The sequence below is a fragment of the Pigmentiphaga aceris genome (assembly GCF_008119665.1).
GTDB classification, from domain to species: Bacteria; Pseudomonadota; Gammaproteobacteria; order Burkholderiales; family Burkholderiaceae_B; genus Pigmentiphaga; species Pigmentiphaga aceris.
Genome location: NZ_CP043046.1, coordinates 1862508 through 1888284, shown reverse-complemented (window position 1 = coordinate 1888284; position 25777 = coordinate 1862508). Strand labels below are relative to the sequence as shown.

Annotated in this window: 21 protein-coding genes; 6 read left to right on the top strand and 15 right to left on the bottom strand. The window is 62.1% G+C overall.

Annotated elements, in window-relative coordinates; genetic code table 11:
* Positions 1–89: 89 nt before the first annotated feature.
* The 15 genes from FXN63_RS07930 to FXN63_RS07860 all read right to left on the bottom strand — a co-directional run bounded on the left by FXN63_RS07930 (position 90) and on the right by FXN63_RS07860 (position 18210).
* Positions 90–2411 carry a bifunctional salicylyl-CoA 5-hydroxylase/oxidoreductase gene (locus FXN63_RS07930; RefSeq protein ID WP_148814167.1) on the bottom strand — a complete coding sequence of 774 codons (2322 nt, stop codon included), beginning with the start codon at positions 2409–2411 and terminating at the stop codon, positions 90–92.
* Between the two features lie 122 nt (positions 2412–2533).
* Complete coding sequence (locus tag FXN63_RS07925; RefSeq protein WP_148814166.1) at positions 2534–2947, bottom strand: RidA family protein; 414 nt, start codon at positions 2945–2947, stop codon at positions 2534–2536.
* Positions 2948–2955: 8 nt separating this feature from the next.
* Positions 2956–3381, bottom strand: coding sequence for an acyl-CoA thioesterase (locus FXN63_RS07920; protein ID WP_148814165.1), 426 nt, complete (start codon positions 3379–3381; stop codon positions 2956–2958).
* 108 nt (positions 3382–3489) lie between these two features.
* A complete protein-coding gene (locus FXN63_RS07915) occupies positions 3490–4329 on the bottom strand; it encodes an alpha/beta hydrolase (RefSeq protein WP_187395147.1) in 840 nt (279 codons plus the stop codon).
* Positions 4330–4511: 182 nt separating this feature from the next.
* Positions 4512–5213, bottom strand: a complete 702-nt coding sequence (locus FXN63_RS07910; protein ID WP_148814163.1) for an ABC transporter ATP-binding protein — start codon at positions 5211–5213, stop codon at positions 4512–4514.
* On the bottom strand, positions 5207–5986 hold the full coding sequence (locus tag FXN63_RS07905) for an ABC transporter ATP-binding protein (protein WP_246165064.1): 780 nt from the start codon (positions 5984–5986) through the stop codon (positions 5207–5209). Before FXN63_RS07905 ends, FXN63_RS07910 begins: the two co-directional genes overlap by 7 nt.
* Complete coding sequence (locus tag FXN63_RS07900) at positions 5979–6938, bottom strand: branched-chain amino acid ABC transporter permease (RefSeq protein WP_148819055.1); 960 nt, start codon at positions 6936–6938, stop codon at positions 5979–5981. The genes FXN63_RS07905 and FXN63_RS07900 overlap by 8 nt, the downstream gene beginning before the upstream one ends.
* A gap of 88 nt (positions 6939–7026) precedes the next feature.
* Positions 7027–7941, bottom strand: coding sequence for a branched-chain amino acid ABC transporter permease (locus tag FXN63_RS07895; RefSeq protein WP_148814162.1), 915 nt, complete (start codon positions 7939–7941; stop codon positions 7027–7029).
* Between the two features lie 3 nt (positions 7942–7944).
* A complete protein-coding gene (locus FXN63_RS07890; protein ID WP_148814161.1) occupies positions 7945–9123 on the bottom strand; it encodes an ABC transporter substrate-binding protein in 1179 nt (392 codons plus the stop codon).
* A 1390-nt stretch (positions 9124–10513) separates the two neighbouring features.
* Positions 10514–12124, bottom strand: coding sequence for a gamma-glutamyltransferase family protein (locus tag FXN63_RS07885; protein WP_148814160.1), 1611 nt, complete (start codon positions 12122–12124; stop codon positions 10514–10516).
* A 132-nt stretch (positions 12125–12256) separates the two neighbouring features.
* Entirely contained in the window at positions 12257–13222 is a 966-nt protein-coding gene (locus tag FXN63_RS07880) for a c-type cytochrome (protein ID WP_148814159.1), read from the bottom strand.
* Positions 13219–14991 (bottom strand): GMC family oxidoreductase, encoded by a 1773-nt coding sequence (locus FXN63_RS07875; protein ID WP_148814158.1) that lies wholly within the window; start codon positions 14989–14991, stop codon positions 13219–13221. The genes FXN63_RS07880 and FXN63_RS07875 overlap by 4 nt, the downstream gene beginning before the upstream one ends.
* A complete protein-coding gene (locus FXN63_RS07870) occupies positions 14988–15788 on the bottom strand; it encodes a gluconate 2-dehydrogenase subunit 3 family protein (protein ID WP_148814157.1) in 801 nt (266 codons plus the stop codon). The genes FXN63_RS07875 and FXN63_RS07870 overlap by 4 nt, the downstream gene beginning before the upstream one ends.
* A gap of 267 nt (positions 15789–16055) precedes the next feature.
* Positions 16056–16454 (bottom strand): hypothetical protein, encoded by a 399-nt coding sequence (locus tag FXN63_RS07865; RefSeq protein ID WP_148814156.1) that lies wholly within the window; start codon positions 16452–16454, stop codon positions 16056–16058.
* Between the two features lie 436 nt (positions 16455–16890).
* Complete coding sequence (locus FXN63_RS07860) at positions 16891–18210, bottom strand: acetate/propionate family kinase (protein WP_148814155.1); 1320 nt, start codon at positions 18208–18210, stop codon at positions 16891–16893.
* A 121-nt stretch (positions 18211–18331) separates the two neighbouring features.
* Here FXN63_RS07860 and FXN63_RS07855 point away from each other — a divergent pair, with 121 nt between their 5' ends.
* The 6 genes from FXN63_RS07855 to rpoZ all read left to right on the top strand — a co-directional run bounded on the left by FXN63_RS07855 (position 18332) and on the right by rpoZ (position 25600).
* The gene (locus FXN63_RS07855; protein ID WP_187395213.1) at positions 18332–19723 is read left to right on the top strand and encodes a bifunctional enoyl-CoA hydratase/phosphate acetyltransferase; all 1392 of its coding nucleotides are present in this window, start codon (positions 18332–18334) and stop codon (positions 19721–19723) included.
* A gap of 99 nt (positions 19724–19822) precedes the next feature.
* Complete coding sequence (locus FXN63_RS07850; RefSeq protein WP_148814153.1) at positions 19823–21031, top strand: multidrug effflux MFS transporter; 1209 nt, start codon at positions 19823–19825, stop codon at positions 21029–21031.
* A gap of 190 nt (positions 21032–21221) precedes the next feature.
* Positions 21222–22976 carry a sensor domain-containing protein gene (locus FXN63_RS07845; RefSeq protein ID WP_148814152.1) on the top strand — a complete coding sequence of 585 codons (1755 nt, stop codon included), beginning with the start codon at positions 21222–21224 and terminating at the stop codon, positions 22974–22976.
* 120 nt (positions 22977–23096) lie between these two features.
* A complete protein-coding gene (locus FXN63_RS07840) occupies positions 23097–24608 on the top strand; it encodes an AMP nucleosidase (RefSeq protein ID WP_148814151.1) in 1512 nt (503 codons plus the stop codon).
* Positions 24609–24742: 134 nt separating this feature from the next.
* Positions 24743–25381, top strand: a complete 639-nt coding sequence (gene gmk / locus FXN63_RS07835; RefSeq protein WP_148814150.1) for a guanylate kinase — start codon at positions 24743–24745, stop codon at positions 25379–25381.
* A 15-nt stretch (positions 25382–25396) separates the two neighbouring features.
* A complete protein-coding gene (gene rpoZ / locus FXN63_RS07830) occupies positions 25397–25600 on the top strand; it encodes a DNA-directed RNA polymerase subunit omega (RefSeq protein ID WP_148814149.1) in 204 nt (67 codons plus the stop codon).
* Positions 25601–25777 lie beyond the last annotated feature (177 nt).

Sequence of the window (25777 nt, the reverse complement as noted above, 5' to 3'; positions counted from 1 at the left end):
ATCTGTGAACTGCCGTAACGGGTGAGAAGCGTCGTGCGCCTTGGCCGGGTTTCAAGTTCTTCGACTCGAATATCCGCGATTCAAGCGCCCTAGCGTTTGAAAGTTTTCTCCAACTGATCCTTGCCCCAGCGATATGGCTTGGGCCATTCAACTTCGCGGTATCCGACACGGGCAGCCTCGCGCAGCAACCACGATGCGTCGGCCAGCTGCGGGCGACCCAAGGCGCACAGGTCGGCACGGCCAGACGCGATGATGCTGTTGACGTGATCGGCCTCGGTGATCGCACCAACCGCCATCGTGGCCACCCCGGCTTCATTGCGCACGCGGTCGGCAAACGGGGTCTGGTACATGCGGCCATAAACCGGCTTCTGTTCGACAGACACTTCGCCTGCCGACACGTCGATGATGTCTGCGCCGGCTTGCTTGAAGCGGCGGGCAATTTCCACGGCGTCGTCCGGCGTGATGCCGCCCTCCACCCAGTCATTGGCGGAGATGCGCACCGACATAGGCCGGTCTTCGGGCCAGGCTGCGCGCATTGCGTTGAACACTTCCAGCGGATACGCCAGGCGATGATCCAGGCTGCCGCCGAATTCGTCCTGACGATGATTGGTCAGTGGCGAAATGAAACTCGACAGCAGGAAACCGTGGCCTGCCTGCAATTCCAGCCAGTCAAAGCCGGCCGCTTCGGCACGCCGGGTTGCAGCAACGAACTCGTCACGCACCTGATCCATGTCGGCACGGGTCATTTCACGCGGTGTCTGCGACACGCCCGGCAGATACGGCACGGCCGATGCCGCCATCAAGCTCCAATTGCCGTGCGGCAGCGGATGGTCGGGGCGTTCCCAGCCGATCTGCGTGGAACCGCGACCGCCTGCATGACCCAGTTGCACACCGATCAGCGCCGTGCTGTTGTCATGCACGAAATCCACAATGCCTGCGAAAGCGGCAGTCTGCGCATCGTTCCACAAGCCTGGGCATCCCGGGGTGATGCGGCCACTTTCCGAGACCGAGGTCATCTCAGTCAACACCAGCGCAGCACCACCCATGGCGCGGCTACCCAGGTGCACCATGTGGAAGTTGCCGGGCACGCCGTCGGTGCAGGAATACAGCAGCGTGGGCGACATCACCACGCGGTTCTTCAGGCGCGCGCCACGCACGGTATAAGGCGTGAACATCGGTGGCACCGATACGCCTGGCACCTTGGTCAGGCCCGCACGTCGGGCAATCCAGTCTTCGAAACCTTCGAGCCAGGCGGGGTCGCGCAGGCGCATGTTCTCGTGCGAGATGCGCTGCGAACGTGTCAGCAGCGAATACGCGAATTGTTCGGGTTCCAGACCGGCATAACGATCGACGTTCTCGAACCATTCAGTGGAATTGCGTGCGGCATTCTGGATCTTCAGCACTTCGACGCTGCGCAGCTGTTCGTATTGCGCCAGACCCTCGGCCAGATTGCCGCCGCTTGCGGCCAGGCAGTTGGTGAGTTCGATGGCGTCTTCCAGGGCCAGCTTGGTACCGGAACCGATGGAAAAGTGCGCGGTGTGCGCAGCGTCGCCCATCAGCACCACCGGGACTTTCTTGTGCGAGCCGTCGGCGGCGCCAGGCTTGGTCCATTCCACCCATTTCTCGCAGATCACGCGCGGGAAACGAATCCAGTTCGCCGAGCCGCGCAGGTGCTTGGCATTGCTGACCAGGGGCTGACCATCCAGCCACGGTGCGAAGATCTTTTCGCAGTAGGCAATGCCCTCTTCCTGGCTCATGTCGGCCAACCCTGCTGCCTGCCAGGTGTCCTCAGGCGTCTCCACGATGAAGGTCGACAGACCGTCTTCGAAACGATACGCATGGGCCTGGAACCAGCCATGTTCGTTCTGCACGAAGATGAAGTTGAACGCATCGAAGACCTTTTTCGTGCCCAGCCACACAAAACGGCAGTTTCGCTGGTCGATATCGGGTTTGAACGTCGTCGCATAACGCGTGCGGATGGGGCTGTTGATGCCGTCCGAGGCGATGACGATGTCGGCGTTATAACGACGGGCTATCTCCTGGTCGTCTTCCACGAAGGTTTCGAACACCAGCTTCACGCCAATTTCTTCGCAGCGCGCCTGCAGGATATTCAGCAGACGTTTGCGGCCAATGCCGATGAAGCCGTGGCCTCCACTTCGGTTCACTTGTCCCTTGAAGTGGATCTCGATGTCGTCCCAGCGCGTGAATGCGTTACCGATCAAATCTGCGGTGACCGGATCGGCCTCGCGAAGATTGTCCATGGTTGCATCGGAGAACACGACGCCCCACCCGAAGGTGTCGTAAGGACGATTGCGCTCGATGACAACGATGTCGTTGCTCGGGTCCTGGAGCTTCATCAACAGGGCCAAATATAGGCCAGCTGGACCGCCACCAATGCAAACGATGTTCATAGCAGACCGCGCCTCCGTGAACGGGTCATCGGGTCGGGAAGACCCAAAGTATTTTGTCTATTTACTATTCACAACTAAACAAAAAGCAAGAAAATCAGCCGGAACACATGCATTCCCGGGTACTACGCTTGTGCACCAATCGCGGTATCGGGCACCACTGCGGTTGCCTCGATTTCCACCTTGGCGCGGTCTTCGATCAAGGCCACGACCACCACTGCGCTCATGGCCACGGTGTAGACGCCGATCAGCTCACGATAGACCTGTCCAAGCTGCTTGGCAGCGGCCAGATATTCGCCTTTGTCGGTGACATACCAGGTAAGCCTGACCAGGTGTTCCGGGCCGGCATTTCCTTCGCGCAACACCGCCAGCACATTGAGCAAAGCCTGACGAGCCTGTTCAACGAAATCGTCGCTGTGAAACACGCCCTGCGGATCGCAACCGATCATGCCGGCAACGAACACTTGCCGTCCGCGCACCGACACACCGTTTGCGTAACCGCGCGGGGTGGGCCAGGAAGGGGGAAGCAGGACTTGCATGACGCGGCCTACAGCGTGGAGACGGCCGGCACCAGCGCCTGCCGGAAGTCGTCGGGCACCGCAATCGCGCGGTGCGTGTCCAGCGAGGTGAAGACGATGGTCTGCTGGCCGCCCATGCGCAGCTCGCCGTCTTCGCCCATGCAGCGCCAAGCGAGATTCAGCGATTTGGTGCCGACGCGCTCGACTTCGAGCTCAAGCGTGACCAGGTCACCCATGCGACTGATGGCGCGGAAATCGGCTTCGAGACGTACCGTGGGCATGCCCACCCGGCGTTCGATGATCAGGCCACGAAAGCCATCGACCACGAGCTCGTCTACCCAGGCTTCCATCAGGTCGTTGAACATGACGAAGTACTGGGGGTAGAAGACGATTCCCGCGGGATCGCACTCGGAAAACCGGATACGACGTGTCCGCTGGAACAGAGAGTGAGTCATGCAGTATTCCTTGTTTCGCGCATGCCGCAGCGGCTGCGCAAGCCTGACAAAACTATACCGCAATGACCCACTTAGTTCACAACTAAATTATTTATTGGTGCTGTATTTTTACGGCAATTCGAGCAAGTCCATGGCCGCTTCGAACACGTCCGAGCCAGGCTGCGACAAGGTGTCGAGCGCGGTGAAGTGATTGCCCCCCGGCTGCGCGACATCCCCCACGTGCACGGACGCCCACGCCGCCGCGAATTCCGTGTTCTGCCGACGAAATTCGTTGGTCTCGGCCCCACCTACCGTGGTGATCAACCGGGTACCCGCGCGCGGAGCCAGATGGATGGGGCTGAGGGTGGCAATTTCATCCGGGCTCAGATGCAGTTTGCCTTGCACATTGGGGGCCAGAGCAATCGGAGCCAGGTCGAACAGGCCGCTGATGGCCAGCACCGGATGCGGCGGCAAGCCGGTATCGGTGGTGTCACATGCGCTGAAGGCGGCAAGGTGTCCACCTGCAGAATGACCCGACACCAGCATGCGATCGGTGCGCAGGCCCAGGTTGTTTGCTTCGCGGCCCAGGAACGCCAGCGCACGACGCACCTGGTCGGTGATGGTGGTCAGGCTGACATTGGGTGCCAGCGCGTATTCGATCATCGCCACCGAGATGCCGCGTTCCACAAATGGCGGCGCCACGAACAGAAAATCTTCCTTGGTGCGCGAGTGCCAGAAACCGCCGTGGATGAACACCAGCAAAGGTGCGCCCGGTCGCCCCGGGTAGAAATCCAGGCGCTCGCGGTCACCCGTGCCATATGCCAGATCGCGCTGGCCCGTCAGACTGGATTGCGCGGCCTCATTACGCACCGCCCAGTCAGCGAACAGCGCATCCAGCCCTTCCACACCGGCACGGGTGTCGTATTCACGGTTGTAGAAAGCGTCGGTGGAAGTTTGGGAAGCTGTCACAGCGGGAAAGTCCTGAAAAGAAGGAAGCAGATGCGTTGGGCAAGCATGGTGGGCATACAGGTCGGGGACACAAAGCAAACCAGCCAACTCACCCGCAATCGCCTGCTACGCAGCCGCAGAAGAAAGTACAGCCATGTTTACACATGGCCGTCGGGAAAAATGATGCAGGTAGTTCGGCGCGCTCAGATGCCGAGATAGCGGTCACGCAGTGCGGGATCGCCATTGAGTTCATCCGGCGATCCGACCCACACGACCCGGCCTTTCTCAACGATATGGTGGCGCTGCACCAGTGTCGTCATTTCAGCCAGATTCTTGTCGATCAACAAGATGCTGAGCCCGCTGTCACGCAGCACACGCAGACATTGCCAGATTTCCTGGCGAATCAGCGGGGCCAAGCCTTCGGTGGCTTCATCGAGCACCAGCAGTTGCGGGTTGGTCAACAGGGCACGCCCCACCACCAGCATTTGCTGCTCGCCACCCGACAAGGTGCGCGCCGACTGCTTGCGTCGTTCCTGCAGGCGGGGGAACAAGCTGTAGACACGATCCACGGTCCACGGATTGGACTTGGCACCAGCCAGGCGTGCCGTGGCCACCAGGTTTTCTTCGACGTTTAGCGACGCAAATGCCCGGCGACCTTCCGGCACCAGGCCTACGCCCATCCGCGCAATCCGGTACGGCGGCAAGTTGGTGATCGGCTTGCCAAGCAGGCTGATGCTGCCGCTGCGTGCCGGCAACATGCCCATCAGCGTACGCACGGTGGTGGTCTTGCCCATGCCGTTGCGACCGATCAGGGAGATGACCTCGCCCTGCCCGATCGTGAAATCCATGCCGAACAGCACCTGGCTGGTCCCGTAGCCGGCCGCCACGCCTTCAAGCTTCAGCATGCTTCTTCTCCCAGGTAGGCGGCACGCACGGTGGGGTCGGTACGCGCCTGGCTGGCCGGCCCGGTGAACACCACCTTGCCGTAGACCAGCACGCTGATGCGATCAGCAAGCGCAAACACCGCTTCCATGTCGTGCTCGACCAGCAGCACGGCGTAGCGTCCCTTCAGGGAATTGAGCAAGGCCGTCATCTTGGCGGACTCTTCCGGCCCCATGCCTGCCATGGGCTCATCGAGCAGCAGCACCTTGGGATTGCGGGCCAGCGCCACCGCCATTTCCAGTTGCCGGCGCTCGCCGTGCGCCATTTCCGAGGCCAGGGCGTTGCGCTGCGCTTCCAGGCCAACGCGCCCCAGCCATTCCATGGCGGCATCGACGTATTCGCGATTCTTGCGCGGATTGCGCCACAGGTCGAACAAGCGGCCCGAGCGGCTCATCAACGACAGCACCACGTTTTCCAGCGCCGTGAATTCGCCGCACAACTGCGTGATCTGGAAGGAACGCCCCAGGCCAAGCCGCGCACGCTGGTGCGCGGGTTCGGCATTCATGGAATCGCCACCGATCAGCACATTACCCTTGTCGGGCCGGATTTCGCCGCAGATCTGCGAGATCAGCGTGGATTTTCCGGCACCGTTGGGGCCGATGACAGCGTGAATTTCACCGGCACGCACATCCAGCGTGATGCCGTTGCTGGCTTTGAGCGCACCGAAGGACTTGTGCAGATCATCCACCACCAGTGCCGGCTTGCTTGCGGAACGATCAGTCATGACATCAGACATGGCGTTCCTTCAGCAAGGCACCCAGCAGACCGCTGCGGCCGTACACCGCAACCAGCACCAGAATGGGACCGACGAACAGCATCCAGTGCTCGGTCAGGGCAGACATCACCCCTTCCAGACCGGTGAACACCAGCGCGCCAGCAATCGGGCCGAGCAAGGTACCCACACCACCGAGAATGACCACGGCCATGAACTCGCCGGACTTGGCCCAGGAGGCCATGTCAGGTGTCACCAGCAGCGCATAGTTGGCCCACAACACACCTGCCAGGCCCGTGCCCATCGCCGAAATGATGAAGGCCAGCAGCCGATGGCTGTGCGGCGCAACACCCAGGTTGATTGCCCGGCGTTCGCTTTGACGCAAGGCGCGCAGCACCATGCCGAAGTGAGAATCGACCAGTCGCATGCAGAACGCTGTCCAGACGACCAGGGCCGTGACACAGACGTAATACATCACCGTCGGGTTGGCCAGATTCAGCCCGGGAATGGTGTTGGGACGCTTCATCAGCAAGCCGTCGTCGCCACCGTAGGCCTGCAAGGACACCAACAGGAAGTACACCATCTGCCCGAAGGCCAGCGTGATCATGATGAACTGCACGCCGCTGGTTCGCAGCGCCAGCATGCCCACCAATGCGCCCAGTACCCCGCAGGCCAGCATTGCAATCGGCCAGACGATCAGCGCCGAATTGCTGCCCAGCCAACCGAACAGGGGTTCGGCGTCTGTCACGTGGAAGGCAGAGATGCCGACCACATAACCCCCCAGCGCAAAGAACATGGCGTGGCCGAAACTGACCAGTGCACCGTAGCCCAGCACCAGATCAAGACTGACGGCAGCCAGCGCGTAGATGGCAAAGCGGGTCAGAAAACTGACGGCAAAGGGATAGTTCAGCCACTGCGCAATCGGCACGGCCACCAGCAGCAGGAACAAGCCACCGAAAGCAATGCGCTGTCGCATGGAAAAACCCGGCGCACCGGCACCACCCGGCTGCCCGAAGGCACCGACCGGCACCTGCGGGGATATCGAACGTGGAGGGAGAGTCATCCTAGCCTCTGGCGGGAAGCAGGCCTTTGGGCCTGACAATGAGCACGATCGCCATCAGTACGTAGATAGAGGCGGAAACCAGGCCGGCACCCAGGGCGTCGGCAATAGTGGGCGTGAACACCAGTTGCAGCAGTTGCGGCAGGAAGGCCCGCCCCATGCTGTCGACCATGCCGACCAGCAAGGCACCCACCAGGGCGCCACGAACCGAGCCGACACCGCCGATCACGATGACCACGAAGGTGGTGATCAGGATGCGTTCGCCCATGCCGATTTCAACGGCCAGCAAGGGTGCAGCCATCACACCGGCCAGCCCGCACAGCACGGCACCGAAACCGAACACCGCGGTGTAGAGCTTGCGGATGTCGATGCCCAGCGCATCGACCATTTCCCGGTCGTCCGCGCCGGCACGCACCAGCATGCCCACCCGGGTGCGGGTGACCAGGTACCACAGCCCCACTGCCACCACCGCGCCGACGACGATCAAGGCCAGGCGCATGATCGGGTATTCCAACCCGCCACCGAGTGGCACCGACCCCGACAAGATGGCCGGAATTTCGACCATCGGCGGTGTGCGCCCGAAGATCAGCGTCATGGCCTGGTTGGTGAAGAGGATCATCCCGAAGGTCGCGAGCACCTGATACAGGTGATCGCGCTGGTACAGCTTCCGGATGATCGTGACTTCCACCAGCAAGCCGTAGAGACCGGCCCCCAGCAAGGCGCAGAGCACGCCTGCCAGGAATGAGCCGGTCTGGATGATCGCAAACGCCCCACAGTAGGCTCCCACCATGTAGAAGGAGCCGTGCATGAGGTTGATCACCCCCATGATGCCGAAGATCAGCGTCAGGCCGGCGGCGAGCATGAACAGCATCGCCCCGTACTGCAACCCATTGAGCAACTGTTCAAAGATCAGAAGCATGGCTTACAGCGCGCAGGCCTTGGCGTAGACGTCCTGGTCGTCTTTCAGGACCTGACGCACGACCACCGGCACCAGCGGGCCAGCACCACCTTCAGAGCGTTGTAGCTGCATCAGGTAGTAGTTCTGGATCGGGTGGTTGTTGTTGCCGAACTTGAAGTCACCACGAATCGACTTGAAGTCGGCTTTCTTCAGTGCAGCGCGGAAGGCGTCGGCCTTGGTCAGGTCGCCGTTGACAGCCTTCAGGCCACTGCCGATCAGCTTGGCAGCGTCATAGGCTTGCTGCGCGTACAGGGTCGGCGTGCGGTTGTAGGCTTTGCGGAATGCGGCAACAAAAGCCTTGGAAGCCGGCGTATCGGTTTCCGGCGACCAGATGCCGGTCAGGTAGGCGCGATCGCCTGCATTGCCGGTGGCTTCGATCATGCGGGTGTCGAGCGAGAAGCCCGGCATCAGCAGCGGCACGGTCTTGGACAGGCCGGCGTTGTTGTACTGCTTGACGAAAGTAATGCCTGCACCGCCCGGGTGGAACTGATAGACCGCATCAGGAGCCAGCGAGCGGATGCGCGCCATTTCCACCGAGAAGTCGTTCTGATCGAGCTTGGTGTAGATCTCGGCTTCGACCGTGCCCTTGAAGGTGCGCTTGAAGCCTTCCAGTGCGTCGCGGCCAGCCTGGTAGTTGGGGGCCAGCAGCACGACTTTCTTGTAGCCCAGCTCGTTGGCGGCCTGACCACCGGCAGAGTGGAAGGCATCGTTCTGGTAGGAGGCAACGAAGTAGTTCTTGTTGCATTCCTTGCCGGCGAAGGTGGACGGGCCGGCGTTGGTGCTGACGTAGAAGGCATCGGCTGCCAGCACGCCGGGGGCGACTGCGCCCAGCACGTTGGAGAAGGTGATGCCGGAGAACAGTTTGATGCCGGATTGCAGCATGCGGTCAGCGGCTTGTTTGCCGCTGGCGGGCTTCAGGCCGTCGTCTTCGACGACCAGTTCAACGGGCACGCCGCCCAGTTTGCCGCCTTCTTCGCCCATTGCCAGCAGGAAGGCGTCGCGTTGGTCGGCCCCCAGGTAGCCGGCTGGCGTGGACAAGGTGGTGATGAATCCGATCTTGACCGGGTCGGCTGCGTGGGCAGCCGGTGCGGTGGCGAGGACACTTAGCGCGAGCGCCGCGAACAAAGAATTTTTTGCCATCATGAAAGTACCTTGTCTCCGTCCAGTGTGAACATGACTGCCTGAGCAGCACTGCCGTCCTTGCCGCCTCCTTGGGATAGCGGTCAAAGGTGAAGTTCTAAATGTTTTAGTTATGAATCAATATTAGGGCAAAGCCAGGGTGTCGGGTAGTCTATTTTTTGTGTCTGCCCCCTGTATTTTTTCCTTGCCAGCTGGTGGCTGCGGTGGCAGCTTGTCTTGGCTGGGAGGTGCGTACTATTTAACAGTAATTCAGGGGCAATTCATCTGTTTCGCGGGTGGATGCGGGGGTGGGATGATCAACAAACGTTTGAAGTGTGGATGTTTGGGGGTTTCTGGTGATGGCGTGGTTGTTCTTTAGTCAGTCGTGGGTGGTGGGGCCGGCTCGTCTGCCCCGCTGGACTTTCGCGTCGGGACTCCCGCCCTCCACGTCGTCCAGAAGGGCAGCCAATCCGGCCCCACCACCCACGCCTTCAAAGACGTTTGGTTAAAAGCGCATGCCGCCTTTGGGCGGCTTCTGATTTTCTGGCTGCTTGGTGCTGGAATCGGTTCTCGGCATTCTTGGGCCACGTTTCTTGATCGCCACGCGACTGGCTTAGGGGACTGGCTGGCCAGGTCGCCACGAAGCGGCTCAGCGGCTCACGGTTCTGACCGTTCTTTAGAGGCCTTTAAGAGCAGCGCCACGCAAGAGAATTTGCACGTCTGCTTGATGGTGGGGTGACACGGAAGCGGGTGGCCGCACACCAGGTAATGCGACGAAAAAGCGGGGCGTTGAAGGTTAGCGCGTTGACGGCTGCGCATCGAACGTGCGGAGCGATGAAGAACGTTCGGAGCAGTGAGAAATGGTGAAGAACGGCGGTAAACGCTGATGCTGCCAGGCGTTTCCGAAAGCCCTCGCACGGCGTGGAGTGCATATATCCAATCAGCCGCCAGCGCCACAATCGTCGCGGTCGCTCTCCGCATGCCGTGATGCGGCGGCCACCCGCTTCGGTGTCACCCCACCATCAAGCAGGAGCGCGACTTCGGTGAGTGGCGCTGCCCTAAAAGGCCAGTGATTTACGACCAGACGCGCGAGCCGCTGAGTCGCTTCGTGGCGACCTGGGCGGCCAATCCCCAAGGCCAGCCGCGTGGCGTTCAAGAATGGTGGCCGCCGGATGCCGAGAACCGTTTCCAGCACTTGGCAGCCAAAAGATTCCGCACGTCCACAGGCGGGATCTGCTGTTAACCAAAGCAGTTCTGAAGGCGTGGGTGGTGGGGCCGTGGTGGCGGCCCTTCTGGACGAGGTGGAGGGCGGAAGTCCCGACGCCAACGTCCAGCGGGGCAGACGCCGCGGCCCCACCACCCGCGACTGACTAAAGAACAAAAACACCGCCCCAACAAAACCAGGCAGTCACCATTACCAAGCCGCGACCTGCCCGTCAGCGCGGGGTTCTGTACCGCCACACAAAGTACCGTGATCATCACGCCAGATGATCTGTCCGCGACCGAAGGCCAGGGGTCGGGGGGACCAGCTTACGTCGTGGCCCAGCGCAGCCAGACCGCGGAACAGATGTTCTGGCGTCGAATGCTCGATATCGATCGTCTTGCCATGCGTCCACTCCCAACGCGGCGCGTCCAGCGAAGCTTGCGGATTCAAGCCGAAATCGATGGTATTCATCACCATCTGCACATGGCCCTGCGGTTGCATGAAACCACCCATCACCCCGAACGGCCCCACCGGCTTGCCATCGCGCGACATGAAGCCGGGGATGATCGTGTTGTAAGGACGCTTGCCCGGTGCGAACTCGTTCGGGTGCCCGGCTTCCAGCGTGAAGTTGTTGCCGCGATTGTGCAGCGCGATGCCTGTGCCCGGCACCACCAGGCCCGATCCGAAGCCCATGTAATTGCTCTGGATGAAGGACACCATGTTGCCCTCCGAGTCGGCCGTGCTTAAGTACACCGTGCCGCCCCGCGACGGCGATCCGGCCAGCGGCAGGCTGGCGCGGTCGCCGATCAGCTTGCGGCGCTCGTCGGCGTAGGCATCGGACAGCAGGTCCTCGATGCTGACCCGCATGTGCGACGGGTCTGCGATGTGCGCGAAGCCGTCTGCGAAAGCGAGTTTCAAGGCCTCGATCTGACGATGCCATGTCTGCACCGTATCGCGCTCGGTAAACTCGAAGCCCTTGAGCAGGTTCAGCGCAATCAGGGACACAATGCCGTGGCCGTTCGGCGGGATTTCCCAGACATCGTAGCCGCGATAGTCGGTGCGGATCGGGTCAACCCATTCAGGGCGATAGCCGGCCAGGTCTTCAGCCGTCAGCAGGCCGCCTGCCTGATTTAGCAAGGCCAGGGTCTGCTCGGCCAACGCACCGCGATAGAAGCTTTCGCCGCCGTCTGATGCGATGCTGGCCAGCGTGCGTGCGTGGCCCTCGGCGCGAACCACTTCGCCTGAGATCGGTGCGCGGCCATTGGGGGCGAAGGTGTCGAACCAGTGGCGCAAGCTGTCGGTTTGCGGCAAGGAGCGGAATTTGTTGAATGCGATTTCCCAGGCATAGGCTACGGTGGGCGACACCGGGTAACCGCGCTCGCCCAGCTCGATGGCACCCGCCATCGACTGCGACAAGGGCAGCTTGCCGAAACGTTCGGCCAGTGCCACCCAGGCACTTGGGGTGCCCGGCACGGTAACGGCTTCGCCGCCGTAGGTCGGCATCTCGGTCAGACCGCGATCGCGCAGGGCCTGGGCGGAGGCCAGCTTGCCGGCCGGGCCGCTGGCATTCAGGCCGTGCAGCTTGCCACCGGTCCACACCAGCGCAAACGCATCACCACCAATGCCGTTGGCAGTCGGTTCGACCACCGTCAGCGCCGCCGCCGTGGCGACTGCCGCATCGATCGCATTGCCGCCGTCTTGCAGGACTTTCAGTCCGACCTGCGCCGCGAGTGGCTGCGAGGTCGCCACCATGCCGCGATTGGCAAAAACGGCGTTGCGACGGGAGGCATAGGGATAACGGAGCGCATCAAGAGGTGTCATGACGGAATCGGAAGAGGTCCGGAAGTCGGACGGGCAGCCGACATCCTAGTGGACCTGGGACGATGACGAAAGCTGGGATGCAACCTGACGTGAGGAGAAGGGGAAGCCTTGGTCACCAGTATTCCGCTGCATTTACCTCTGCCCCGACTTCGTCGCGGCATAAAACTCGGCCAACGCACGGATATCCGTTTCGGACAGCCGCTTGGCAAAGCCCCGCATCACCCCGCCATCGTCATTGCTGCGACTGCCCGCCCGGAAGGCGTGCAGCTGCGCAATCAGGTATTCCGCCGGCTCACCCGCCAACGACGGCAGCAAAGGCCCGATGCCTGCCCCGCCCATGCCGTGACAGTTCGCACAGGCCGGCAAGCCCAGTGCCATGTCGCCAATCCGATCCAGCGCTTCGCCGCGTGCAGGCCCCGTTGCGCGGACAGGGGCAGGACGCAATGGCAATCCACCGAAATACTTGGCGACAGCCCCTACGTCACTGTCTTTCATGGCGCGTGCAATCGGCGTCATGATCGCGTGGTTGCGCGTGCCTGCGCGAAAATCCATCAGCTGTTTGGCGATGTATTCGGCCTGCTTGCCGGCCAGGTCCGGGAACGGGCTGCCGGCAGGTGCGATGCCTGCCTTGCCATGACACGAACTGCACGCCACCAATCCGGGACCTCCCACGTCGACAATCTGCTGCCCCTCGTCTGCAGTACCTGCGGCCAAGGCCCCTTCCCACGCCGGCCGGGCGGGCGAGAAGTCGGTGGCCAGGCGCATGACTTCTGCGGTCGGTGACGTGACGGTGTTGATCGGTGACGTGGGCGTAGCGGCTTGCTGGCTACCCGGCGCGTCTGCCTGCCGGCCGGTTTGCGGTGCCGGACCAACGCCCACTGCCGGGCCGGTATCCACCATTTGCGGGGCCGTCACGGCCACCGCGCGGACGGCAAGGCCATCCATCCAGGCGCGCCCCATCACCATAGTGACGGCCACCAGCACCACCACAGCCGGCACAAACAGAATGATCAGGAGCAGCGTCAGGTTTCTTCCGCCCTGCCCTGGTGCCTGATGCTCGGGCATATCCGGGCTTTCCGTGGTTCGTCGCAGCATCATGTCTGCACCAGCTTTCCTGGCGCGGCCAGGTAGTCCTTCAAGATGCGTTCAGCGATCCAGTATGCGGTGGCACCTACCGTGCCGGTCGGGTTATAGCCGGAGTTCTGCGGGAACAGCGACGCACCGGTCACGAACACGTTGGGCACATCCCAGCACTGGCCGGCCCGGTTGACCACGCTGGTGGCCGGATCGGCACCGATAGCGGCACCGCCGGTCAGGTGGGTGGACTGATACGAGGTCGCGGTGAAGGGTCGCTTGCGTGGGCCGGGTTCGGTCAAGGTCACACCGCGCATGGCCTTGCCGATCTCGTCACCACGCGCAGTCAGGAATGCCGACATGCGGATGTCGTTGTCCGGCAAGTCATAGGTGATGCGCAGCAACGGCTGGCCCCATGCATCTTTGTAGGTTGGGTCCAGGCTCAGATAACTGCCTCGGGTCGGCATCGCCGAACCGGTGATGGTGATCGATGCCGAATGGTTGTAATAGCGGCGCACCGCCTGCTTCCATTCGCTGCCCCATCCTGGCGTGCCGCGCGGCGTGGGGTGATAACTGATCGGGGCACCGCTGACCACCTGGATCTGCAGATAACCACCGCCGACAAATCCATGCGGGCCGTGGTCAAAGTTGTCCGCGCTGAAATCGTCCATGGTGACCGCTACCGCACCGGCTCCCATGAAAGGATTGATGTTGAAGGATTCCTCGAAAAACAGGTTCACCCCGGACGTGGTCTGGTGGGTGTAGTTGCGTCCGACCACACCGGTGCTGGTGTCAGGGTCGTAGGGTTTGCCGATCTTCGACAGCAGCAGCAAGCGCACGTTGTTGATGCTGAACGCGCTGAGGATCACGATGTCGGCGGGTTGGAAGACTTCTTCCCCGGCGGCGTCCACGTAGGTCACGCCACGGGCGTGCTTGCCGTCGGGTGTCAACTCCACGCGCAGCACATGGGTACCGGTGCGCAATTCAAAGTCCGGCAGCTTCATGGCCACGGGCAGCACACACACCTGCGGCGATGCTTTCGCAAAGTGTTCACAGCCGAAGTTCGAACAGAAGCCGCAATACACACACGCACTCATCGGCAGCCCCTCGGAATTGATATACGGCCGGGTGACCAATGCCGAGGGTTGTACGTAGGGGTGATACCCCAGTTTGGCGGCGGCTTCGCCGAACAGTGCCGGTGCATACGGCACTTTCATCGGCGGATTCGGATAGGGGCGTGAGCGCCAGGGCTCGAAGGGATTGCCGCCGGGCTGCAATTTTCCTTTCAGATTACCCGCATAACCGGACGCGCCAATCAGATAGTCGAAGCGATCGAAATAGGGTTCCAGTTCGTCGTAGCTCAGTGGCCAGTCCTGGGTGCTCAAGTCTTCATCGAAGATCTTTGCGCCGTACCGGTCGCTGTAATGGCTGCGCATCTTGAAGTCGGTCGGATCGAAGCGGTAATACGCGCCAGACCAGTGGCTGCCGGCTCCACCCAGGTGCGTGGCCGGATAGGCAAATTGCCAGCGGCGCATGGGCAAGGCTTTTTGCTGCGTGTTGTTGCGGAAGGTGCAGGTCTCTGTCGCGGTGTTCTGATGCAAGGCATGGCGTCGAACGTACTTCAGTTCGTCGTGCACGGTGGGTGCCTGGAAGTCTGGCGAGGGCCAGCGTGGCTCGCCGCGCTCCAGCACCACCACGCGCTGTTTCGCCGCGGCCAGTTCTTTGCCAATGACCGACCCTGTCCAGCCACCGCCGATGATGGCCACATCGACCGCAGGAAGTGTCTTGCTCATCGGTGTGTCTCCCCGGCTGCGCCGTGTGCATGGGCATCGGCAATCGAGACGGGCGGCCGCGTCCATGCGACACCGTGACGATCGATATCGTTGGCATAGCTGGCATATGCGCCGGGGAACCCGACCAAGGTCCACCCTGCCATGCCGTTGTTGCCGCCATAGATCGGATCGGAGAAAAACCCTTCCATGGTTCCGTCCAGCAGCGCCTGAAAGAAAATCGCGGACGGCAATGGTCCGAAATCCAGTTCTCCGGCCTGCATGCGTTTCAGCATGACGTCCTGTTCGCTGGATGGCAGTTCGGCAAAGCTCTTGCCATTAGCGGTATGGCTGGACTCGTTCAGTTTTTCCAGGCCCAAGCGGAACATCTGGGCTGGGGTGAATGACAACTGATAGCCCTGCTCAAGCGTGCCCGGCTCGAAAGGTCCGTGGCGATAGAAATGATCGCCCGTGCCCCAGCCGCCCGACAGTTGTTGATCAAGGAAGAAGGTCACGCCTGCTTCCTTGGCACCCGGGCCCAACTCGTCGTCTGGAATCAGGCGGCTCGCGATCGCATCCATGCAGACGGCTTCTGCAGTGTTGAAAAATCCCAGTACGCGTGTTCGTGGGGCCGCGACAGTGCTGGTGGTGGCAGGCGCGGCACCTGCAGATATGGCAGGAGTCGTGCCTGGTGAGGGCGTTGCTGCGGTAACAGATGCAGGTTGGGCGGTGGCGCGGGCGGCAGCGCCAAGTGCGGCGGGCACGCCCACCGCAAGCGCCTTGAGCAAGGCGCGGCGGCTGGTAGGAGGGGTGGCGTCCATGGGACCTCTCAAGAGCAACACGATGGCTCGTCGCCGAGACTTCCCCCGGCAATCGCGGTCAGGCGTCGGCAGTCGCGAGCAATTCGCTTGCCTGCTCAAGCGTGTTGTCCCCCTTGCCCTGGATGCGTGAGCCATCCTTGCTGCTTGATTTTTTTATCTCTTTTTCTTTCTTGATAGCCGTTGACGATGGGAACGTCGCTTGCGCGAACGTCCGTATGCATTGCCTTTCGGTTGTTGATGTCGTCCCTGCGATGAATCGAGAGGTGATCACGCAAGCAACGCGTCGCGCCTGCGGTGCACAAGCGCCACGAGGCCGGCCATATTTCCTGGAGATCCCATGACTGATTCAACACCGCAATACACATTCGCGGCACGCTCATCGCCGCGTGTCTCAATGGCTGACTTGGCGTTGGCAAGCCAAGGCGAACGTACCGCTGTGCACATGCAAACCCACACACGATCTTCGAACAGATGGTGCGCGCTAAGCGCGGCCATGATCGTCACCGTGTCCTTGAGCGCATGTGATGCGAGCAACACACCCACCCCACGTACGGGTACAAGCGGCGTGACGAGTTCCGGGGGCAGCGCCGGCGTGGAGGCCGGCACGAACACCGGTGGCAATACAGGGGCGGGGACTGGCACGACGTCGAGCAGCGCATCGGGCACCGGCGAGACAATGCGCAGGGCAGGCGGCAGCGCGCCGCCTCATGCTCCCCCAGGGCCGCCGGGTGTTCCGCCGGGCAACACGTCAGGGAATCCGTCGGGTAATTCCAGCGCCAATCCTGCGATGCCGCAAAGTTCTGGTGGCACATCAAATTCGCGCGCACCAGCCGGTAGTGGGTCAAGCAGTGGGGGCGCGGGCACCAGCGGTATGCCTGGTTCCGGGGCAGCGGCCGGTTCTGGCGGGTCGACTGACGAACGCCGTTAAGTGAACTGAGCCGCGCTTGACGGGATCTGGCCTACCGAAAAAAGCGCTCTGCGAAAAAGAACAGCAACGCACCGGCGTTCAATGGATGAACTTGCCCCGATGTCCGCTCATGTTTAAGGAAGAGTTGTTTTTGCCGAATCATTCGGATAAAGACTCATGCATGGGCGGTGCGTCTTACAGCAAAACATCGCCCGCAGCAATCAACGCCGCTGTGCGCAAGGCTGCAATCCATTCCTCGTTGGTCGGCTCAACCGCCACCATCACCCTGCTGTGCGGGCCGGAGATCAGCGGGGCGTGGGTGGCGTTGGCATCCGGGTCCAGCTGTACGCCGACAAAGCCCAGCGCCCTGCAGATACGCGCACGCAAGATATCGCTGTGTTCGCCAATGCCTGCGGTGAACACCAGCATGTCCAAGCCACCCAGCACGGCGACCAGTGCGCCGATCTCGCGCACGATGCGACGAACATACAAAGCCAGCGCAGCGCGTGCTGGCTCGCTGTGTGATTCCGCATCGAGCAATACGCGCGGATCGGCAGACATGCCGGACACGCCCAGCAAGCCGGACTCGTGATAAAGCTTGTGCCCCAGTTCGTCGGGAGTCATGCCAAGACTTTGCAACAGATACAGCACCACACCTGGGTCCAGCGCGCCGCAGCGCGTACCCATCATCAGGCCGTCCAAGGCCGAAAAGCCCATGGTGGTGGCGACACTTTTCAGACCCTGCATGGCGCATAGGCTGGCACCGCTGCCCAGGTGCGCCACGATCACTCGGCCGCAGGCCAGGTCGCCGTATCGTTCGGCAAGCGCCACCGACATGTATTCGTAGGACAGGCCATGAAAGCCGAAGCGCCGCAAGTTGTTCTGCCATGCATCCCAGGACAGGGGCAGCATGCGTTCGACATCGGGCAAGGTGTGATGGAACGCGGTGTCGAAGCAGGCAATCTGGACCAGATCGGGACGTTCGATCAACAGGGTTTCGATGGCGTCCAGTGCAAAGGGTTGGTGCAGCGGCGCAAGCGGAATGTAGGTTTTCAGATCAGCCAGCACTGCGCTGTCGATGCGCACAGGTGCCACATACTTGCTGCCGCCGTGCACCACGCGATGCGCCACGGCGCAGATGCGTCGCCCTCGCAATCTGGCGCGCACGCGTGCACGGATCAAGGCCAGTGCATCGTGATACGGCGCGGCAGCATCCAGGTCGACGTGTTCGGTACCAAACCCGCTTTCCCCGAAACGGGGTGCGCTGCTCGAAATGCCCTCGATCTTGCCGTGCCAGAGGGGTTTGCGCGCGATGTGTCCCGCAGCCTCGAACATGGCGAACTTGATGCTGGACGATCCGCAGTTCAATACCAGGATGAGGTCGCCTGGGCCATGGTCAGGAAGGAGAACATCGGACACGCCAGCGTCAGACAATGAAGCGAGCACGGCCACATCGCCACCCGGTGTGTCGGGGTTGTCTGTCGAACGCGGGAATGGCTTCAAAGAGAGTGACATCGAGGTAGCCGGCATCCATCAAGATAAGCCCGCATTTTCCGCGCGCGCGACGTGCGTCTCTTTGATGCGCATCAAGGCCCGCCCAGTCTGCGCTGCTTATGCTGGGCACATGAATGACATCCTGCCCGGCGCGTTGTTGCGCAACCGAACCTTCGACGAACTCGCCATCGGTGACACTGCATCCCTGGTGCGCCTGGTCACCGACGATGACATCCAGCTGTTTGCGGCGATGTCGGGCGATGTGAACCCGACGCATCTCGATGCCGCCTACGCCGCCACCGACATGTTCGGGCATGTGGTGGTCCACGGTATGTGGACCGGCGGGCTGATCTCCAGCCTGCTTGGCACGCAGTTGCCCGGGCCGGGCACCATCTACCTGGGCCAGGACCTGCGATTTCGCTGCCCGGTGTCGCCCGGCGACACCATCACCGCCAAAGTCACGGTCAGCGCCAAGCATGCAGACCAGCACATCGTGGTGCTGGACACCGTCTGCACCAACCAGCATCAAATCCAGGTGTTGAACGGCACCGCCACTGTGGTGGCTCCCACGGAACGCATCTCGATGCCGCGCGCCGCCGCACCAGACGTCACCGTGCATCGCCATGACCGTTTTGCGCATTACATCCAGGCCGCACGCAAGCTGCCAGCTTTGGTGACGGCCGTGGTACACCCGTGCAGTCCCGAGGCGATCAGCGCCACCGTCGATGCCTGGCAGGACGGCTTGATGGTGCCGGTACTGGTGGGGCCACGCAGGAAAATCGAAGAAGCGGCATCTACAGCAGGTGTGAGCCTGGACGGATTGCGCATCATCGATGTCGAACACAGCCATGCTGCGGCCTTGCACGCTGCCGCGCTGGCGGCCAGCGGAGAAGTCGATGCATTGATGAAAGGCAGCCTGCACAGCAACGAATTGCTGGAGGCCGTGGTGGCCCCCGCCGCCGGCCTGCGCACCGGTCGTCGCATCAGTCATGTGTTCCTGCTTGATGTGCCGACCTACCCTCGCCCGCTGCTGGTGACCGACGGTGCGATCAACATCGCGCCGACCTTGGCGCACAAGCGCGACATCTGCCAGAACGCCATCGACTTTGCGCACAGGCTTGGCATCACGACACCGCGCGTGGCGGTGCTGGCCGCGGTCGAAACGGTGGAAACCACGATGCAGGCCACCCTGGACGCTGCTGCGCTGACGATGATGGCGCAACGCGGCCAACTTACCGGCGCATTGGTGGATGGACCGCTGGCCTTCGACAACGCCATCAGCCCGGCTGCCGCCCGAACGAAGGCCATCGTCTCGCCCGTTGCAGGCATCGCCGACATTCTGCTGGTGCCAGACCTGGAAGCCGGCAACATTCTGGCCAAGCAACTGATCCACCTGAGCGGTGCCGACGCTGCTGGCCTGGTCTTGGGCGCGCGCGTGCCGATCATCCTGACCAGCCGTGCAGATTCGCTGCGTGCCCGCCTGGCGTCAGTCGCGCTTGCCAGACTGACGGTGCAAACACGCCTGGACCAATAGGGACGCCCCAAGCGGGGTACGGCAGCGCGCTCTACAATTGCAGATTGGCGGCAGCGCTGGCCGTCCTTTTCTGCGTGCCCTGCGCACCCCTGCTCCCCAATGAAATCCTCGTTTTTCCGCACCGCCCTGGTCCTTGGGCTGCTGTCGGCGATCGGCCCATTCGCCATCGACATGTATCTGCCCGCCCTGCCAGCGATTGCGCTGGACTTGAAGGCGGACACTCGCCTGGTTCAGACCAGCCTGATGGCGTTCTTTGTTGCCACGGCGATCAGCCAGTTGGCCTATGGCCCAGCTGCCGACATGTATGGTCGCAAGGCACCGCTTTACGCCGGGATCGGCCTGTTTGCCATCGCCAGTATTGGCTGTGCATTGGCAAGCAACATCGAAACCCTGGTTGCCTTCCGGTTCCTGCAAGGACTGGGCGCAGGTGCCGGTGTGGTCGTCCCCAGAGCGATCGTGCGCGATCTGCACACCGGCCCCGATGCCGCACGGCTGATGTCCACACTGATGCTGGTATTCAGTGTGTCGCCCATCCTGGCACCGCTGGCGGGCAGCCTGCTGATCGAGTTCAGCAACTGGCGCGGCATCTTCTGGGCGGTCACCGTTGCCGCCGCTGCCGGGCTGGCGTTGACCGCCACCGCCCTGCCCGAAACCCGGCCGCCGGCACTGCGCTTGCAAAGCAATGTACGGGGCGCGCTGGCAGGTTACGCACAGTTGATGCGGGATAGGCATTTCCTGGGCGTGACCTTCATCGGCGCGTTCGGCATGTCGAGCTTTTTCATCTATCTGGCAAATTCATCGTTCGTGCTGATCGGGCACTACAGCCTGTCGACCCGCATGTACAGCCTGGCCTTCTCGGCCAACGCACTGGCCTTCATCGGTGCAGCACAACTGACCAGCGCCATGAGTCGGCGCATGGGCCTGTCGCGTGTGATCGGGATCGGCATTACCGGTTGTTTGATCGTGGTGACGAGTCTGTTCCTGATCTCGCTTGCCGGCGTTGACAGCCTGCTGCTGATGGCAGCCATGCTGTTCGTGGGCTTCGGGTTTCTCGGCTTGGTGGTGCCTACTACTGCGGTGTTGGCCATGGAGCTGCACGGCCGGATTGCAGGCACGGCATCGGCCTTGATGGGAACCTTGCAGCTGGTCACGGGCGCAGTGATGATCGCCATCGTCAGCCGTTTTGTTGACGGCACAGCGGTTCCGATGCTGGGTGGCATCGCGCTGTGTGCGTTGATCGCGGCCGTGATTGCGTTTGGCACCCTGCGTGGACGCAGCAGCCACGTGGCAGCCAGCGCAAAGCACTGAGTCGCCAGACCGCAACAATCTCTGTGGGTTACCCCGCAGTACGACCAGGCGCGTCAGAATTCGTCGGATTCGCCCGGTTGCAGGCTGCCAGAATTGCTCATGCGACGGCATCCTTCGGAGAAGATGCCGACAGCCCGGTGTTTGCAGTGCCCCTCCGACATGACATGACACCGGTCCATGGAGAAGCGCCGTGCGACCGCATGATCTCTATCCCCGGCTGCCCCTGCCGACGTCCGATGCCCGCAAGCTTGCATTCGACGCCGTGCCCTGCGGCCTGTTTCTGTGTGATGTCGATGGTCGCTTTCTGACGGCCAATACCGCGTTCGAGCGACTGACGGGGTACGCATCGCTGGAACTGACCGAATCGATGACGCTATCCTCGATTCTGGACCCCAAGCAATATGCACTTCGCGGTGGCGGCCTGCTGGGTCGCGGCATGGTTTCCGCGGTGCCACTGGTGAACCTGACCCGGCAAGCCGCTGGCGATGACGAGATGGAATGGACCTGCGTGCGCCGTGACCAGAGCCGCATCGAGGTCTTGCTGGGCATGTCGCCGATTGCCAGCCCCAGCGGCGGCATCAGTGCCTACGCAGGCTGGATGGCCGACAACAGCCAGCGCGCCTGGCAGCAGAATCAGCTGTGGTATCGCTCGCACCACGACGCGCTGACTGAACTGCCGAACCAGGCGCTGCTGATGGAACACCTGGAAATTTCCTTGCAGCGCCGTCGGCAGCGCAATGAACCGGTGCGTCTGGCAGTGATCGAAATCGACAATCTGCGCACGGTGCTTGATTCGCTGGGCCAGGATGCCGCCGATGCCACTGCACGCACCGTGGCAGCGCGCCTGCGGGGCCGGCTGGTGAAAGACGAGCACCTTGCGGCAGTGGAAACCGGACAGTTTGCACTGGTGTCCGCTGGCGAAACCCGCATGGACGAACAGTCGGCCACCGACTTGCTGGCCCTGATCTGCGCGCCCATTGCGTTTGCATCCACCACCATCCGCCCGAATGCCAGTATCGGCATCGCAGCCTTCCCCGAGGCGGGCCAGGATGGCGCGACACTGTTGCACCGGGCTCGTCTGGCCTTGTCGGCCGCGCGGCAGGACGGCAACGGCGTGGCACGGCATTTTGAACACGATATGCAGACCTCGTCCAGCAAGCGGCATGTGCTGGAATTGATGCTGCGCCGCGCCATTGACGAAGAAGCGCTGTCGCTGAACTTCCAGCCCCAGATCAATCTGAAGACCGGCAACATTTTGCTGGCCGAAGCCTTGCTGCGTTGGAAGCATCCGGATCGCGGCAACATCAGCCCCGCCGACTTCATTCCGATTGCAGAGTCGACCGGCCTGATTCTGCCGATCGGCGAATGGGTGATTCGTCAGGCATGTCGCCAGGCGGTGCGGATTCTGACGCGATACGGCGACTGCCCACGCATTGCCGTGAACGTGTCACCAGTGCAGTTCCGACGCCAGGACGTGCTGGGCATTGTGAGACGCGAACTTGAAGCGGCCAGACTAGACCCGCGCTTCCTGGAAGTCGAGATCACTGAAGGCGTGCTGCTGAACGACACCGAGCAATCGATTGCCACGCTGCAAGGCCTGCGCGAAATTGGCGTGGAAATCGCCATCGACGACTTCGGCACGGGTTATTCCAGCCTGTCGTACCTGACGCGCTTCAAGGTAGATCGGATCAAGATCGACCGTTCGCTGGTGGTGGCGATGATGGGGTCCACACATGGCACCGCGATTGTTTCCGCCATTCTGGCGCTGGCTCACGCCCTGGACGTACACGTGACTGCCGAAGGTGTGGAAACCGAGGAACAGGCCAATATCCTGAAAGAACTGGGCTGCGATGAGATTCAGGGCTTCTGGTTTTCCCGGCCGCTGACGCCGCAGGCCTTCGAACATATTCTTGCCCCGTGGGACAGCAACGGGCCGAATCATTGAGCGCTTTTCTGAATGCGCGGCTAACCCTTTGTTGAAGCGCTGACAAGTCGCCATGAACATTCATTGATCTGTCATACGGGCTGACGCACACTGGATGCAAGTCCGTCACCCCAGATCAAGATGAATACGCCACACAGTCTTCTCCAGCCCGCCACGCCCACGCCGATCGTGCGTCCCGACCCTGTGCCCTTCGTGCATTACGACGATGCGCGCGCAGCGGTCGAACAGCTTGCCTACCTGTACACGCGCAATACCGCCTTCCTGCGCGACGCCTTTTCCGCGATGGTGGCGGGTTCGCCGCCTGCAGGGCGGGTGCGCGCGTGTTACCCGGCGATTCGTATTGCAACCAATCGGCACGACCCGATCGACTCGCGACTGTCGTTTGGGCACTTGGCCGAACCTGGCGTATACCAGACCACCATCACCCAGCCGAATCTGTTCCGCGTGTATCTGGAAGAACAGATCGGGCTGCTGCTGCGCAACCACGGCATTCCGGTTGAAGTGGGCGAATCGGACACGCCGATCCCCCTGCACTTTGCCTTTCCCGACGGTGCCTATGTAGAGGGCGATGTGGCCAACAGCGCGCCGCGCCCGCTGCGCGACATCTTCGACGTGCCGGATCTGTCCGTCACTGACGATGCCATCGTCAACGGCACCTGGAAGAAGCGTGATGGACAGCCAAGCCCGCTGGCACCCTTCACCGCTCCGCGCGCCGACTACTCGCTGCACCGCTTGCAGCACTACACGGCCACCGCACCCAGCCACTTCCAGAACTTCATTCTGTTCACCAACTATCAGTTCTATGTGGACGAGTTCTGCGCCTACGCCCGCAATCTGATGGCGACTGGCGCAGACGACTATGTGTCCTTCGTCGAACCCGGCAACGTGGTGACCCGACATGGTGAAAAGACCTCGTCATCCGGCAGCGTCCCCGCCCGCTTGCCGCAGATGCCCGCCTACCACCTGACACGCGCGGGTCACGCCGGCATCACCATGATCAACATCGGCGTCGGGCCGTCCAACGCCAAGACGATCACCGACCATGTGGCGGTGCTGCGTCCGCATGCGTGGATCATGCTGGGTCATTGCGCCGGGCTGCGCGATTCCCAGCGACTGGGTGACTACGTGCTGGCGCATGGTTATGTGCGTGACGACCATGTGCTGGATGCCGACCTGCCCACCTGGGTGCCGATTCCGCCTTTGGCCGAAGTTCAGGTAGCGCTTGAACAGGCAGTCGAGGAAGTGACCGGCCTGAGCGGCTGGGACCTGAAACGCATCATGCGCACCGGCACCGTGGCCACGATTGACAACCGCAACTGGGAATTGCGCGAGAACGACGAACTGATCGAGCGCTTCTCGCAGTCGCGCGCCATTGCGCTGGACATGGAATCGGCCACCATTGCCGCCAACGGCTTCCGCTTCCGGGTGCCCTACGGCACTTTGTTGTGCGTGTCCGACAAACCGCTGCACGGCGAACTGAAGCTGCCGGGCATGGCAAGCGCCTTCTATCGCGGCCAGGTGAACCAGCACCTGGAAGTCGGCATCCGGGCGCTGGAGCGGCTGCGCGAAATGACGCCGGAACGCCTGCATTCCCGCAAGCTGCGCAGCTTCATGGAAACTGCGTTCCAATAAACGACACGGGCGGCGGCCCCGACGGCATCCGCCTGATGACCTGCAAGCCCTTGCAGGGCGGCATGCGCGCAGCGGGCGACAGGTGGCCGGCCTTGGTATCCTTACGGATTACTCGAACCAAACCGGACTTCCTCATGCCGCTGCGCGCAGGTAACGTTTTTATGGTCGTCGCACCCAGCGGAGCGGGCAAATCCAGCCTGGTCAATGCGCTGCTGACCGCCGACCCCTCGATCCATCTGTCGGTTTCGTGCACCACCCGTGCCCCGCGCCCAGGTGAGGTCGACGGCCGCGAATACCACTTTGTCAGTGAGCCTGACTTCCTGGCGAAACAGCTCGCCAATGGCCTGCTTGAGTGGGCCGAAGTTCACGGCAACTACTACGGTACGCCCGCCGACTGGATCCTGCAGCAAACCGCTGCAGGCCAGGACGTATTGCTTGAAATCGACTGGCAAGGCGCACGCCAGGTACGCAAGAGCTTCCCCGAGGCCATCGGCATCTTCATCCTGCCGCCCTCGATCGAAACGCTGGAAGCCAGGCTGCACAAGCGTGGTCAGGACGACCATGCAGTGATCGCTCGTCGCCTGCTGGCCGCCGGCGGGGAGATCGCGCATTCGCCCGAGTTCGAATATGTTATTATTAATCAAGAATTTAGCGCAGCTCTGGCAGACCTTACGACGATAGTCGCGGCTGCTCGGCTGCGTTTTCGTTCTCAGGCTGCGCGTCATGCCGAGCTGTTTTCGCAACTCGGCATCCCGCACAGCGCAGCAAATTGATCACCAAGGGCAGACATGGCACGCATTACCGTTGAAGATTGCTTGAAGCGAATTCCGAATCGTTTTCAGCTGACACTTGCTGCCACCTATCGCGCACGTCAGTTGGCACAAGGCCACGCGCCGAAGATCGAGTCCAAGGACAAGCCCACCGTGGCCGCCCTGCGTGAAATCGCAGAAGGCCATACCGGGCTGGAAATGTTGAAGAAAGTCCCCACCTGATCTTCACGGCTGCGGCAAGCGGCGTCCCTTGACGGAGACGCTCGCTGCGGCAATCCGCGCGTAAGCTAGGCCAGACCGGCGGCACATTCGGGCCGTACGGGCCGCACTATGTGGCGGCCCCACCCACCGGTCTTCGGCCTGTCGTTTACCTGGAGACCCATGGGCGCACCCGATCCT

Coding starts and splice junctions, on each gene's coding strand:
- FXN63_RS07875 (WP_148814158.1), bottom strand. CDS start 14,991: ATGAGCAAGACACTTCCTGCGGTCGATGTGGCCATCATCGGCGGTGGC.
- FXN63_RS07890 (WP_148814161.1), bottom strand. CDS start 9,123: ATGATGGCAAAAAATTCTTTGTTCGCGGCGCTCGCGCTAAGTGTCCTC.
- FXN63_RS07880 (WP_148814159.1), bottom strand. CDS start 13,222: ATGATGCTGCGACGAACCACGGAAAGCCCGGATATGCCCGAGCATCAG.
- FXN63_RS07910 (WP_148814163.1), bottom strand. CDS start 5,213: ATGCTGAAGCTTGAAGGCGTGGCGGCCGGCTACGGGACCAGCCAGGTG.
- FXN63_RS07905 (WP_246165064.1), bottom strand. CDS start 5,986: ATGTCTGATGTCATGACTGATCGTTCCGCAAGCAAGCCGGCACTGGTG.
- FXN63_RS07840 (WP_148814151.1), top strand. CDS start 23,097: ATGAATACGCCACACAGTCTTCTCCAGCCCGCCACGCCCACGCCGATC.
- FXN63_RS07925 (WP_148814166.1), bottom strand. CDS start 2,947: ATGCAAGTCCTGCTTCCCCCTTCCTGGCCCACCCCGCGCGGTTACGCA.
- FXN63_RS07900 (WP_148819055.1), bottom strand. CDS start 6,938: ATGCGACAGCGCATTGCTTTCGGTGGCTTGTTCCTGCTGCTGGTGGCC.
- gmk (WP_148814150.1), top strand. CDS start 24,743: ATGCCGCTGCGCGCAGGTAACGTTTTTATGGTCGTCGCACCCAGCGGA.
- FXN63_RS07885 (WP_148814160.1), bottom strand. CDS start 12,124: ATGACACCTCTTGATGCGCTCCGTTATCCCTATGCCTCCCGTCGCAAC.
- FXN63_RS07850 (WP_148814153.1), top strand. CDS start 19,823: ATGAAATCCTCGTTTTTCCGCACCGCCCTGGTCCTTGGGCTGCTGTCG.
- rpoZ (WP_148814149.1), top strand. CDS start 25,397: ATGGCACGCATTACCGTTGAAGATTGCTTGAAGCGAATTCCGAATCGT.
- FXN63_RS07860 (WP_148814155.1), bottom strand. CDS start 18,210: ATGTCACTCTCTTTGAAGCCATTCCCGCGTTCGACAGACAACCCCGAC.
- FXN63_RS07895 (WP_148814162.1), bottom strand. CDS start 7,941: ATGCTTCTGATCTTTGAACAGTTGCTCAATGGGTTGCAGTACGGGGCG.
- FXN63_RS07920 (WP_148814165.1), bottom strand. CDS start 3,381: ATGACTCACTCTCTGTTCCAGCGGACACGTCGTATCCGGTTTTCCGAG.
- FXN63_RS07930 (WP_148814167.1), bottom strand. CDS start 2,411: ATGAACATCGTTTGCATTGGTGGCGGTCCAGCTGGCCTATATTTGGCC.
- FXN63_RS07870 (WP_148814157.1), bottom strand. CDS start 15,788: ATGGACGCCACCCCTCCTACCAGCCGCCGCGCCTTGCTCAAGGCGCTT.